General features: G+C 45.2%; 10 protein-coding genes and 1 pseudogene. 6 read left to right on the top strand and 5 right to left on the bottom strand.

The annotated features are described in order from the left end of the window. Positions 1 to 44: 44 nt before the first annotated feature. The 3 genes from dctP to H5300_RS22885 form a co-directional block, all read right to left on the bottom strand. Positions 45 to 1088 carry a TRAP transporter substrate-binding protein DctP gene (dctP, locus tag H5300_RS22895; protein ID WP_017105430.1) on the bottom strand — a complete coding sequence of 348 codons (1044 nt, stop codon included), beginning with the start codon at positions 1086 to 1088 and terminating at the stop codon, positions 45 to 47. Positions 1089 to 1274: 186 nt separating this feature from the next. Further along, positions 1275 to 2486, bottom strand: a complete 1212-nt coding sequence (locus H5300_RS22890; protein WP_182796978.1) for a M20 aminoacylase family protein — start codon at positions 2484 to 2486, stop codon at positions 1275 to 1277. A gap of 101 nt (positions 2487 to 2587) precedes the next feature. Next, positions 2588 to 3382, bottom strand: coding sequence for an Asp/Glu racemase (locus H5300_RS22885; protein WP_182796977.1), 795 nt, complete (start codon positions 3380 to 3382; stop codon positions 2588 to 2590). A 310-nt stretch (positions 3383 to 3692) separates the two neighbouring features. Here H5300_RS22885 and H5300_RS22880 point away from each other — a divergent pair, with 310 nt between their 5' ends. Beyond that, entirely contained in the window at positions 3693 to 4184 is a 492-nt protein-coding gene (locus tag H5300_RS22880; protein ID WP_004732456.1) for an Lrp/AsnC family transcriptional regulator, read from the top strand. Positions 4185 to 4373: 189 nt separating this feature from the next. Here the strand turns inward: H5300_RS22880 and H5300_RS22875 are convergent, their stop codons facing one another. Next, positions 4374 to 5573 (bottom strand): diaminopropionate ammonia-lyase, encoded by a 1200-nt coding sequence (locus H5300_RS22875; protein WP_182796976.1) that lies wholly within the window; start codon positions 5571 to 5573, stop codon positions 4374 to 4376. A 308-nt stretch (positions 5574 to 5881) separates the two neighbouring features. Then, a complete protein-coding gene (locus H5300_RS22870; protein WP_182796975.1) occupies positions 5882 to 6982 on the bottom strand; it encodes an alpha/beta hydrolase in 1101 nt (366 codons plus the stop codon). 279 nt (positions 6983 to 7261) lie between these two features. Between H5300_RS22870 and H5300_RS22865 the strand changes: the two genes are divergently transcribed. From H5300_RS22865 to H5300_RS22845, 5 genes and pseudogenes are all read left to right on the top strand, one after another. Next, entirely contained in the window at positions 7262 to 7966 is a 705-nt protein-coding gene (locus H5300_RS22865; protein WP_026012327.1) for a response regulator, read from the top strand. Between the two features lie 36 nt (positions 7967 to 8002). Further along, the gene (locus tag H5300_RS22860) at positions 8003 to 9322 is read left to right on the top strand and encodes a cell wall metabolism sensor histidine kinase WalK (protein WP_182796974.1); all 1320 of its coding nucleotides are present in this window, start codon (positions 8003 to 8005) and stop codon (positions 9320 to 9322) included. A 135-nt stretch (positions 9323 to 9457) separates the two neighbouring features. After that, complete coding sequence (locus H5300_RS22855) at positions 9458 to 9733, top strand: hypothetical protein (protein ID WP_004732471.1); 276 nt, start codon at positions 9458 to 9460, stop codon at positions 9731 to 9733. 564 nt (positions 9734 to 10297) lie between these two features. After that, a complete protein-coding gene (locus tag H5300_RS22850) occupies positions 10298 to 12652 on the top strand; it encodes a M4 family metallopeptidase (RefSeq protein ID WP_182796973.1) in 2355 nt (784 codons plus the stop codon). A 143-nt stretch (positions 12653 to 12795) separates the two neighbouring features. Next, positions 12796 to 13101: pseudogene (locus tag H5300_RS22845) on the top strand (aminopeptidase); the annotation flags it as partial. Positions 13102 to 13225: the final 124 nt, after the last annotated feature.

Raw genomic sequence — 13225 nt, 5'->3', positions numbered from 1 at the left:
CGCTGCCAATAAACAGCGGATAACATTCATCCTAACAACGCTTTCTATTGCGTCGCTGAAGCAGCCTTCACTTCATCTAGGATTTCTTCGAGAATGGTTTTCGCACCCTCACGCGCTTCACTTTGCTCACCAGAAGGATACGCATTTGCTACCACGTCATAGTAAGTCGTGTGCAACTTTTGGCTGAGTACCTTGAAGCGTTCACGCTCTTCTTCGGTTAACACAACCACTTGCATGTTTGGACGCTCTTTTAAGATCTTGTCCATGTTCTCTTTGTTGATGCGGATTTGGTAGTCGTAAGCCGCTTGGTCTGCCGCGGTGATCGCTTTGTCGACCATCGCTTGCTTCTCTTCCGACAGGCCGTTGTACCACTTGCTGTTGGTCGAAACCGTGCTGACATAAGGTTGCTGACCTGGGAACATTAGGTAGTCTTGAACCTCATGCCACTTCGCGTTGTAGATGAAGTAGATCGGGTTAACCATGCTATCGATGGTCTTAAGTTGCAGTGAACCGTACACTTCACCCCAAGAAAGAGGAGTCGGTGTTGCACCAAACGCTTTGTAGGTTTCAACAGGAATGGTTGAAGTGAAAGTACGGATTTTCTGGTTCGCAAAATCTTCAGGTGTACGGATAGGTTTATTGCCGCCCCAAACCATTTCGCCTTCAGACATCATCGACAACAGCTTTAGGTTTACGCTCTCAAACTTGGGTGCCAGCTTGTTGTAGATGGTTGGGCTTTCCGTTAAGACCTTATGCGTGATCGCTTCGTTAGTACCCAGAACATACGGTAAGCTCACCGCTTGAACTTCAGGTACGTAAGACCCTAAGTGACCCGCGCCTACCGACACAAATTGAATCGTGCCTTTAGCAGCGAGTTCTACGATGTCGTTTTCTGTGCCCAGCTGACCGTAGTAATAGATGCGAACACGGATGTCGCCATCAGATTCCTTCTTAATCACTTCCGCAAATTTTTGCGCATAGATGTCTTGAACGTCTGTTTTGTCCTCTTCTGAAGCAAACTTCCATGTTTCGGCATGAACGCCAAAAACCATGCTCAAACTTAGCAGTGCTACGCCTAATCGTTTCATCCTGTCTTTCCTTTTTATTATCCTAATTACACGCTGATGACCTTGGTCACTTCACGCGCTTCAGTTTTGGCTGTGTCGACAATAAACTCCGTTTAAAGTCAGCCATCTTGCAGTGCCAAATGCGTCACTGCTGAATCTGTTTCTTTACTTATTGCTTCTCATTGAGTTGTTTCTAAATAAGTGTGTCTAAATTGGTCTTGCTAAACGATCGTTCACCAACTGAATCCAGTAACTCGCACCGCGCTTTAAGATGCCGTCATTAAAGTCGTATTTCGGATTATGCAATGCGCAACCACCGACCGATTCCGTACCATTACCCAACAGCACATAGCAGCCCGGTTTAACACGCAGCATGCTTGAGAAGTCTTCCGAAATTGTGAGTGGGTCGCATGCGTCATTAACGTTCTCAACACCAAGTACCTTCTGCGCGGCGGTAACCGAATACTGGGTTTGTTGTTCGCTGTTGATGGTTGGGTAGAAGGTATTGATAAACTCGAAGTCGTAAGTCGCGCCGGCTGCCTGACAAATGCCCGCCACGATACGCTCCATGCTCTGCTTGATTCGATCGAGAGAGGCTTCAGTAAAGCAGCGGCAATCGCCTTTAATGACCACTTGAGTCGGGATGACGTTAACCGTGCCGTCGGTAATAAATTCGGTGGCAGAAACTACAGCGGTGTCATGAATCGCACTGAGATTACGAGACACAATGGTTTGCAAACCAAGAATGACTTGCGAGCCAACGACTAAAGGGTCGACTCCTTGATGCGGCAAAGCAGCGTGACCACCCACACCATTGATGGTGATCTCAAAGCTACTTTCACTGGCCATTAACGAACCGGGGCGAACCATCAATTCACCTTCCGCTAAACCGGGGAAATTATGTACGCCATACACTTCATCAATCGAAAATCGCTCAAACAAGCCATCGTCTATCATCGCTTGCGCGCCACAACCGTGCTCTTCATCGGGTTGAAAAATGAAATACACCGTGCCATCGAAGGTTGAGTCCCCTGACAATAAGTTTTCGGCTAAATAGCTTGCTGCGCCAAGCAACATTGCAGAGTGTCCATCGTGTCCACAGGCGTGCATCTTTCCGTCGTGTTGTGAGCAATGCGCAAAGCTGTTTTGTTCATGAATGTGCAAAGCATCCATGTCAGCTCTTAAGCCAATACTTGCCTCACTTGATCCGGAACGAAGTATCCCTACTAATCCTGTTTTACCGATGTTACGCACCACTTCAATACCAAAGCTCTCAAGCTTACTGGCGATGAAATCAGAGGTCAGATTCACGTCAAAGCCACACTCAGGAAAGCGGTGTAAGTGTTGACGCCACTCCGTCATGCTTTGGATAAGCTGCGAAGACAGTTGGTCTGGTTTTATCGAAAAAGTAGACGGCATAGTAGTGTTCCCAAAGTGTCATTCTTTGTATTAACGTTAAATGTGGAGTTAGCTTGGCTGCTGAATGTAAACGCAAAGCGAGCAGCCTTAATCAAAGGTCGTTACAACGACTGCGACCTTCGGCAATTATCTGAGGATGGCTTAAGATGGCGCGCTAGTAGTGCACCAAAGCCTTTAATGGGTATGAGGTAGTTCATCAACTGAAGCGAATGCCAAGCCAACACCTGATTACTGCTGACAACGGGTTTATCTAATTCCACTTCAATGGATTCAATCACCGATGCTGCACGCAATGCCGTGCAAGAGATAAACAGAAGATCCGCTTCAGGGTCACAAACTTGTAGTGCGGCTTGTTTAATGTCCATTGGAGAAATGAACGTCATCGCGGTGTCATCTTCAAAACCAAAGCCTGCGATGCTCAACACCTCAATGCCTTGCGACTCAAAAAATGCGGCCACGTCTTGATTCACGGCTTCGGTATAAGGCGTTAATACCGAGATACGCTTCGCTTTAAAGCTGTCGAAAGCCGCCAAGGCAGCGGTCACCGGATTCGTTACCGCAGCGTTTGGGCGAGACTGATGAATAAGCTGCGTAATGCGTTCGCTGCCAATCGCCACAGTGCCAGAGGTACAAGCGTAGATCACCACATCCAATTCAGTACCCGGTAGGATGGTATCGGCACAAGCAGCGATTCCCGGTTCCATCTTACGCAGGTTCTCTATCGTCAACGGGTTGTAGTTTCTTAGGCGGCTGGTGAACGATTGCACATCGTTTGGATACAGCGCGTTTAAATCACGCTCAATATTGAAATCTGTCGCTAACGCAATCACACCGACGCGTCCTGCTGGTGCCAATTTTTCTAATTCAAACTGTAAAGTAGCGGTTGCAGATTTCATACTTTCCAACTCCTTGAGCGAGAGTTAACATCGCCCAAAGGATGTTAACAACATGTTTCATATAATTTTCAAACTCTGTCGATTTGATCTTTACATTTCGTTCACAAGATTAATAATGCACCGATAACTTTAAGGATTATCATTAAATGGTGACCTTGTTGTGCAGAAATTCCGCATTTTTTCTGCGTTATAGTGGTTTTTTGTTCTCGCTCATCGAGGTCTAAATGTTAAGGCTAAATACCTTTAACTCGATCACACACTGGTTCAAAAGAAACAATTAATTTACAAACAGATATTGGGAAGTATGGGTATGACACAGCAACCTGCATTGGTGGTCGACAGTTTCGACAAGAAGATCCTTAACATCGTACAAGACTCAAACAGAGCTACTTCAGACAAGATTGCAGAAAAGGTCGGGCTCTCTCCAGCTGCTGTTCAGCGCCGTTTAAAACGCATGAGAGCGCAAGGTGTCATTCAAGCTGATGTCTCCGTGATCAACCCAAAAGCAGTCGGACACGGAATGACGTTTATCGTTCAGGTAACGCTAGAGCGTGAGCGTGTGGATTTAATGCACAACTTCAAAAAAGAGATGAGTTCGAACCGCTCAGTACAGCAGTGCTATTACGTCACCGGCAGTTCAGATTTCATCATGATTGTTACGGCAGCGGATATGGAGGGTTACGACAATTTTACTCGTGAAGCCTTCTTTGATAATGCCAATATCAAGAGCTTTCAAACCAATGTGGTGATGGATAACGTCAAGGTTGGGCTGACGATTCCAATTGATGAGCAGCGTGATTGATGACCAGATCGATTGATGACCAGCGAAATTAGCAAACAGGCGTGTCGTAAATGAAGTCAAAAATAGAGGAAAAAAGACGGTATGAAGAAACCTTACATACCGCCAACTTTGGGGCTTACTTTATTATTCGTTGTTCGCGATTAGCTCTTAACAGCTAACTGCTAACTGCTAACTATGTACTTTTCGCGATTAGATTTTATTGTCGATGATCTGTTGATAGAGATCCGGGTCGGTTGCTCCTTCAGTACCAATCACTAACACTCGGCTGTCTTGAGTCAAATTCAGTTTTTCAGCGTATTGGGAATCTTGCTTAGCAATGATCGCCGCAGCAAATCCAGGAACGGCAGATTCCCCGCCTTCAATCGCCACTTCTGTTTGCTCGCCACTCGCCAACATACGCATCGCTTGCGGAATAGCTTCTTCACTCAACGTCATGAAATCATCCGCGCCGTTTTGTAGAATCGTCCACGCCAAGCTTGAAACTTCACCACATGCGAGTCCTGCCATCAACGTTTCTAAGTCGCCCGTAACCACGATAGGTTTTCCAGCTTGAGCACTCTTCTGTAAGCAGTTAGCCTGCTCAGGTTCGACAATTACAAAGCGTGGACGATCGGCGCCCCACAGATCCCAGAAGTAGCCGCAAACTGCTGAAGCTAGACCACCCACTCCCCCTTGCACAAAGACATGGGTTGGAATCTCGCCATCCAATTGCTCAACAATTTCTGCCAACATCACGGTGTAACCTAAAGCAACGTCTTTAGGGATTTCCATGTAGCCTTCGTAAGAGGTGTCCGAAACAATCACACGATTTTGCGCTTTAGCGTCTGAGTCGGCCAAACGAACGGATTCATCGTAGTTACCAGTAATGCGTACCACTTCTGCACCGAACGCTTCCATCGCTTGCTTGCGGCCTTCCGATACGTCACGGTGAATGTAGATAACACAACCACAACCAAACATTTGTGCGCCCCATGCGACGGAGCGGCCATGGTTTCCGTCTGTTGCACAGCTGACAACGATTTCAGCAACTTCTGATTTCCACTCCCCGTTGAGCAACTCACTGATGGTCGGATTCTTCCCATAGCGGTTGGCGATTTCAATCTGAAGCTGACGAGCAACGGCATAAGCGCCGCCCAGTGCTTTAAAACTCTTCAGGCCAAAACGCTGCGATTCATCTTTGTACCAAAACTTGTTTACGCCGATCTCAGCAGAGATTGCATTCAGCTCATGCAAAGGAGTAACAGAGTAGCCAGGCCATTGAGAAATATCTTTAATCGCCTGTTGAGAGTTCGCGACACTTAAAATGTCACGCTGCTCGCTCGAGTATTCCAATTCAGGGCGTGCTTGAGGGTTAGCGTAGTGGGTCAGAGTGCCTGCCAGTAACTGCATAAATGATCGTCCTTATTAGTCATTCACATGCTCCTTACATCGTTAGATTATAGAAAGCTAACGGCCAGTAAGGCTGCGGATAATAAATTCTATCGATAAAAAAGTGCCGTGATTACACATTCTTATCACACGATCTGCGGGAATTAATTGTTACATGAGTGTTAAATAAAGAATTTATTCACCAACGAACATCGGTACTCGACGACTCAATATGCCAGTACACTAAACAACAGATGCTCAAAGGGTTGGTGACAACAACGTCATCACCAACCCTTTCAAGTCGTTTCTAATTTTAATCCGAGCTTAAGCTACTCAATGCGAGTGATGAAGCCGTATTTATCTGAATCGGTCTTAGTCACCCAGTGTTCACCATCAGATGGCGCAGAGTCTAAAGTGAAGATGTAAAAATCAATCCCTGTATCTCCCATCACCTTCTTAAAATACGTCGCTTGCTTACGGTGGCTCTCCTCAGTATACGGGAAATCTTTTGCGGTCTTATCGCCCGTCCCCCAACTGTGCACGCCGATTTGTTTGTTTAATTCAATGGCCTGCTTGGTGTTAGAGCGCTGTAAGATTCGTGGATTACCAGCAGCAAATAGATCGGTACCACCCGAGAAAACCGAACCCGTTGGGGTCACGATTGTCGTCATCTTGTTGTTCTTAATCATGCGCCCGGTGTACATATTGATATCATCGTCGGCACTGCCACCGATGTGGTTAGTGAACTTCAATGTCATCTCACTGCCTCGGTATAACTTTACGATATCAAAAAGCTGAGAATAGGTTGATGCACCCAGAGTCGAATTAATGCGCTCAACAGCGCCAGTCTCTTTAAGCACATCTCGGTAAAAAGCGTTGAAGGCAAACGAGGTGGTTATCGTTACCTTGTTCCCACTTCTAGTGTTGCTCAGAATCGTAGAACCCAGGCTCGTCACGTATTGCGACAACTCATTGTGGTATTCAAGCTTAACGGCAAGCTTTCTATCACTCGTTGTCGTTTGGATTAACGTCGTATCATTGCCAATTGAACGTTGAGCCGTACCACAATCAAACGAATCATAGTAATTACCTTCACTGTAAATCGCACAGTCATCGGCTCCAGCATCAGGAAGGTACAGATCCACGCTTTGACCTAAACTATCCGCAAGCCTAACCACTTTTTGCTTATCACTAATGTCTTCCGCAAACAGAATGGTTTCATACTGCACACCATCGTAAGTGAGCTCCATTGACTCTTGGACCTCTTGTCGCTCTTGATACAACTCGCCAAGCTTAGCTGATGAAAACACGTAATCGGCCTTAGGTTTCACTTGTGCTTTAGTCGCCGCTTTGCTTGAGTTAGAGCTTGAATTACAGCCCGCTAATAGAACCAAAGGTAATGCCAGTAGCGTTTTTCTATAACTATTCATGTGATAATTCCCAAAAATGTTTGATGGGAAAATTCTATTATTTAAAGATGAAAACATCTGTCGTGCGAATGTATGAGAATGTATATCTTTTTGAACATTGTTTTTTATTTTCGCACAAATTAAAAATCATCATTGAACTGGCGTGGAAAGTGTTTAATCATTCATGTCAGGTATTTTACGTAAAGCATGCAAATTGTAGATGCCACAATAGCTAACCACTAGATAAGGCTCCCTCACGTAATCTCAATGATTGAAACGCACGACAAGGCTGATAATGGAATGACAAAACCTAAAATGATCATCGTGGAAGACGATTTAAAACTTCAGAAAATGCTGCAGGACTACTTTGTCACGCAGGATTTTGATGTCACCACGCTAGATGACGGTAGTGATGCTGCGAAAACTATCCTTGCCGAACAACCTGACATCGTGTTGTTGGATTTAATGCTCCCTGTAACCGATGGACTGACAATCTGCCGACAGACTCGTACACACTATAAGGGTAAAATCTTGATGCTCACCGCTAGCGATGACGACTTTGATCACGTCGCTGGTTTAGAGACAGGGGCTGATGACTATGTCACCAAGCCAATCAAACCAAGAGTTCTGCTGGCCAGAGTTCGCTCGTTATTACGCCGTCAAGACGCTAATACCACTTCAGTCGATGACTCAGACAACCTTCAGTTCGATCAACTGGTTCTGAAAAACACCTATAAGAAGTGTGAACTTTCAGGTGCCGTTTTATCACTCACTGACAGTGAATTTGACCTACTTTGGTTATTAGCGAGTAACCCTGATACGCCATTATCACGTGACTATTTGACGCAAACACTGCGCGGGATTGAGTACGACGGGATTGATCGAACCATTGATAACAAAGTGGTGCGCCTAAGAAAGATTCTTGGCGACGATCACGCACCAGCAGAGAAAATTCAGACCATTCGCGGTAAAGGCTATTTGTTTGTTTCAACCGCCTGGCACTAACCTCGCTCAATACGAGCGTAATGAAAGAGATCAATTATGCGACGTATCTATTTGGAGTCCTTGTTAGGGCTATTAGTTTGCTTTATGACCGGCCTTGTCGCCTACGAGATCTGTGTCTATCAGCTCAACACCGACTACGAATATGTACTGCAAGATTACGAAGCGACGGCCCACCAGCAACTGATAGAAAACATCGCTAAGAATCAAGGTCTTGAAGCCGCTCATCAAGCGATAAACCAGTTTGTAGAAACCACACGAAATAAACTGGTCACGTTCAGCCCAGAAGATGAAATACCAGGCCCAGTTTCAGAATTTTTCAGTACCAACCCAAATACCTTTATCTTTCACGATGATGAACGTGACCTATGGTTTCGATTAGCCAGCAGTGACGATACCTATCACTACCTACCCAACAGTGAAGCGTTCGTTAGGCAAAAGATAGAGCTAGAGGATGACCTCATTTGGTTGTTCTTTTTAGCAAGCTTTATCTTGTACGGCTTATGCCACCTGTTAATCATCTTCCGCCGAGTTAAAAAACTTGAATCTGCCACTCTGCGTTTTGCTGAAGGGGATCTCTCCTCGCGAGCCGAGACTTCAAGCGGCATTGCGATTGGTTCACTGAACAAATCCTTCAACCTAATGGCCGACCGAATTCACCGCTTAATCGAAAGTAATCGTTCACTCACCAACGCGGTCGCCCATGAACTGCGCACGCCAATATTCCGTATCCAATGGCAAGCTGAAATGCTCAAAGACACCCAACTTAACGACGATCAAGAGAGAACGATTGAGAGTATTGTCGAAGACACGGAAGAAATGGAAAAAATGGTTGATGAGCTATTGTATTACGCCAAACTCGATAGCACTGACCTAGAAAACTTACAAAAACCATTAGAGATTCGAGATTTTCTCGACCACGCAATGGCGCGTTGGAACAAAGACACTCAGCTCAACATCGACCTATCGCTACCAGAGCAACCTAGCTCAATAATGGCGGATGAAACGCTACTTAACCGAGCACTAGATAACCTAGTGCGTAACGCAATGAAATTCGCACGCTCACAAGTGTCGATTGCAGCGACCGTGCATCAAGATCAGCTACAGATCGCGGTACATGATGATGGTGATGGCGTGGCACAAGAGCATCAAGCTCGCCTGTTCGAACCCTTTTACGTTGGCGACAAAGCGCGTAACAAAGCCAAAAGCGGCCATGGTTTAGGGCTGTCTATCGTCGAGAAGATCTGTGCTCAACACGGCGCTACCGTGAAGGTAGGTCAGAGCCAAGCCTTAAAGGGTGCGGTATTCACCATTACCATTCAGCTGTGTAATGATTCAACTGACAAACCCATACAGTAACTACAAAACACCTCTGGAATAATGTTCAACATCGGTCGGGAGATGCTGTCTCCCATGAACTTATTGAATCTAGATAATCACGACACTGCCTTTGTGGCTTGCCATCTCGATTCCAATCATTCTTAAGGTATTTTTATGAAAAAGTTATTAGTTGTTTTAGGCATTGTTTCTCTAGCAGGTTGTTCAGGTATTAACCACAATGAAGAAGTTTACACAGCGCACGCTGAGAGCTTCAACATTGTAGGCTTCCAAGTTCCGGGCAACACTCAAGATCGTGCAATGGAATTGGTTCCTGAAGGCGCAACCGTCGATACCGTTACATCAACAAATTCTGATACGACCTCTGTTTTGGGTGTTATCAACCGTATTATTGGTATTGAATATGTTCAAGTTGGCGGTAAAAAGCAGTAATTCGCTTTAGTCGCAAACCATAGCTAAGTGTATTAGTTACGTACCTTTAATCAGTAGCCTGCACAAACTAAGTTAATCTAAGCCAGTGACTCGTCGCTGGCTTTTTTCATCCAGCAGTTTTTGTGCTCTGTGCCAAATAAAGCCCCATTTGGCTAACTCTCTTGTAACTAACAACTCAGAAAATAATCCCAAAAATCGTCAATTTCTTATCAAAATTGCCTTTAAACTCGCTTAATAGTCTTTCGCTCAAAATGACACTTCCAAATCGTTGATCCTTCTATCAACCCAGAGCCCGCTAATTGAGGCACAGATCAATTTACCTAGAAATCTTAATTTCCAATAAAAAATAACACCTAATAAAATTGTCATGATTTTATAAATAAAACCTATGAGTGCGTTCAAAAATAAACAGAAACGATAACTATATGTAAATACGAGAAATATAAGTTTCATGAATAAAAGAGATCATTGCCATGCTACTAATTAATTAGATCGAATGATGTAAATTCGTTGTGATAATTTTGTTACGTTTTCATGGATTTTACATGGAAAGAGAAAATAACAATGAAAATGAAAAAGCGTTTAGTTGCCGTTGCTATAGCCAGTGCTATGTCTTTATCAGTACATGCAAGTGAATCAGTTAGCATCGATCAACCGATCAACTTTACTAGCTTTTCTGGGTTGAACACTCAGTTAGGCGTCAGTAACGCCTCTAGCTTTAAGATGGTAAAGGAAGTTAACCTCAAAAAGCGTGGTATCTACAAAGTTAAGATCCAACAAAACATCTGGGGAACGCCAGTATGGGGACATTACCTAAATGCCACCCAAAGTGTACAAGGTGGCGCACTTAAGTCTGTTCAAGGCAACTACCTTAAAACGACGACCCTAGAGCGATCTTTTGTTAAACCATCAATCAACAGCTCCCAAGCCGTTGAGCTTGCGAGTAAAGATCTCAAGGTTCAGGGCTTAACCAGCAAATCTTTAGACAACGTCCAGCATGAACTGTTTATTTATCAAGGTTCAGGAAAACAAGGACATGACAAAACACGCCTAGTCTACGTTGTCTCTTATCTTGTCGAAGGCAGCGAACAACCAACTCGACCATTCACCATGCTAGACGCGCACACCGGCGAAGTTATCGACCGTTGGGAAGGTATTGCTCACGCACAGATAGGTACAGGTCCCGGTGGTAACGAAAAAACAGGCATGTACGAGTACGGCACCGACTACCACTACCTTGATGTGGTAGAAAATGGCACAGAGTGCGTGATGGAGTCTGAAAATGTCGTTACCGTTGACCTGAATGGTGCGACAGACGGCGACACCACTTACAGCTACGAATGTCCTCGTAACGAGTACAAAGAAGTCAACGGCGCCTTCTCACCACTCAACGATGCGCACTACTTCGGTAACATCGTGTTCGACATGTATAAGAACTGGTTCGACACTGCGCCACTCTCTTTCAAACTCATGATGCGTGTTCACTACGGTAACAACTACGAGAACGCATTTTGGGATGGCAAGGCAATGACATTCGGAGATGGTGAAAGCTTCTTCTATCCACTTGTTAGCCTAGATGTGTCAGCACACGAAGTGAGCCACGGTTTCACAGAACAAAACTCAGGTTTGGTTTACGCAAACCAATCCGGTGGCATGAACGAAGCTTTCTCTGATATGGCAGGTGAAGCGGCAGAATACTACATGAAAGGCACCAACGACTGGATGGTCGGCCGTAATATCTTTAAAGGCGATGGCGCTCTACGTTACATGGACGATCCATCACGAGATGGTTCTTCAATCAACAACGCATCTGAATACTACGATGGCTTGAATGTTCACTACAGTTCTGGTGTGTTCAACAAGGCCTTCTACCATCTTGCAACCACGCAAGGTTGGGATACTAAAAAAGCGTTCGAGCTTTTCGTGTTATCTAACCAAATTTACTGGTCGGAAAACAGTGACTTCTGGCAAGGTGCATGTGGCGTGAAAAACTCAGCAAACGACCTTGGCTACAATGCCGATGATGTTGTTTCTGCGTTCGGTCTGGTGGGTGTTACCCCATGTGCAGAGCCACCACTGCCGCCAGAACCGGAATATCAACGCCTTGAAAACGGTGTTGAAGCCGCAGTTGCTGGTGAAACAGGCTCAAAAACTTACTTCGATATCGAAGTACCAGAAGGCCAAGACAAGCTAACGATTGATCTTGCTGTGTCTACTGGTGACCCAGATATGTATGTCGGTCTAGATTATGCGCCAAGCTCTCAAGAGAATATCTGTAAGAGTGAAAGCGTAACCGATGAAGTATGTGTAATTGAAAACCCAACAGCTGGTCGCTACACGGTGAACATTCTGGGTTACTCAGATTACGCAGGTGCAAACCTAAAAGCATCATACGAATCAGGTAACGCTAACGTACCGCCAGTCTCTTCTTTCGAACACACCATTGTCGGCAAAGAAGTAGAACTGCGCAGCACAAGTTCGGACAGCGATGGTCAGATCGTTTCTTACCAATGGAACCTAGGCGATGGCAACACACAAACAGGTGAAGTGACTCGCTATACCTACGCTGAAGCTGGCGACTACGTGGTTACTCTAACCGTGACAGACGATGCAGGCGTTGCAACATCAACAAGCAAGTCGATTACGATTGAAGGGGACTCAGCGGAAGGCTTCCCATTAAAACTGAAGTTTGGTAACAAAAACCCGAATGGCAAAGCTCGCGTTAAGCTGGCATGGGATTACGACACCAATGACTACTTCGTGATTAAGCGTAATGGCAAGAATGTTGGTGCTACAGACTTTAACTCATACGTCGACAAGTTCCGTCACAACGGCACAGTAGATGTTGAGTACCAAGTGTGTACCTCAAGCGATATCTGTTCAGAAACCAAGCACTACCGTTTCATTAAAACACAGTAATCAATAGCAAATTCAGGGCTCCGAAAGGGGCCCTTTTCGCGGTTAACTGTTCAGCAAATGAAACATCTACACAAATACATCCACGTATTACACAAAAATCACCCCCATCAACATAACAATACTCACCATAAAAAGGACGACAAATGGCTATTCAAAAAAGCATGCTAGCTTTGGCTGTACTCGGAGGTTCTTTAGCCTTAATCAACAGTACTTCGGCTTACGCATCACTAGGCATCACACCACCAGCGAACGAAGAAGTTTGGATCACCACCGATGCTGACGCACAGCATATAATGACTCAGCATGGCGCAACGGTTTATACAAGCGTGACTGGAAACAAGCATTCCATCGTCGCGAAAATCAACCAGAAAGAGCTGGCGAAACTATCTAGCCACATGCACGAAGAAACCCACCGTTGTGGTGGCTACATGGTGCACGAAGACAAAGCAAGGTAAGTGTTCACCAAGCCCCTATTGACAGAAAAAGTGTGACACTCAGCACTTGATCCACTTTTTACTATTGAGTGATCATTCCAGTGCTTCATCCTGTTTGTTATGAGCAGAAAGAAAGCCC

It is taken from the genome of Vibrio sp. SG41-7 (genome assembly GCF_014164465.1).
GTDB classification, from domain to species: domain Bacteria; phylum Pseudomonadota; class Gammaproteobacteria; order Enterobacterales; family Vibrionaceae; genus Vibrio; species Vibrio splendidus.
The sequence above is the reverse complement of the archived record's forward strand: the minus strand, read 5'-3'. Positions and strand labels throughout refer to the sequence as shown.

Excerpts from the sequence above, each read along its gene's own strand:
- dctP (WP_017105430.1), bottom strand. The coding sequence starts at position 1,088 with ATGAAACGATTAGGCGTAGCACTGCTAAGTTTGAGCATGGTTTTTGGC.
- H5300_RS22890 (WP_182796978.1), bottom strand. The coding sequence starts at position 2,486 with ATGCCGTCTACTTTTTCGATAAAACCAGACCAACTGTCTTCGCAGCTT.
- H5300_RS22885 (WP_182796977.1), bottom strand. The coding sequence starts at position 3,382 with ATGAAATCTGCAACCGCTACTTTACAGTTTGAATTAGAAAAATTGGCA.
- H5300_RS22880 (WP_004732456.1), top strand. The coding sequence starts at position 3,693 with ATGACACAGCAACCTGCATTGGTGGTCGACAGTTTCGACAAGAAGATC.
- H5300_RS22875 (WP_182796976.1), bottom strand. The coding sequence starts at position 5,573 with ATGCAGTTACTGGCAGGCACTCTGACCCACTACGCTAACCCTCAAGCA.
- H5300_RS22870 (WP_182796975.1), bottom strand. The coding sequence starts at position 6,982 with ATGAATAGTTATAGAAAAACGCTACTGGCATTACCTTTGGTTCTATTA.
- H5300_RS22865 (WP_026012327.1), top strand. The coding sequence starts at position 7,262 with ATGACAAAACCTAAAATGATCATCGTGGAAGACGATTTAAAACTTCAG.
- H5300_RS22860 (WP_182796974.1), top strand. The coding sequence starts at position 8,003 with ATGCGACGTATCTATTTGGAGTCCTTGTTAGGGCTATTAGTTTGCTTT.
- H5300_RS22855 (WP_004732471.1), top strand. The coding sequence starts at position 9,458 with ATGAAAAAGTTATTAGTTGTTTTAGGCATTGTTTCTCTAGCAGGTTGT.
- H5300_RS22850 (WP_182796973.1), top strand. The coding sequence starts at position 10,298 with ATGAAAATGAAAAAGCGTTTAGTTGCCGTTGCTATAGCCAGTGCTATG.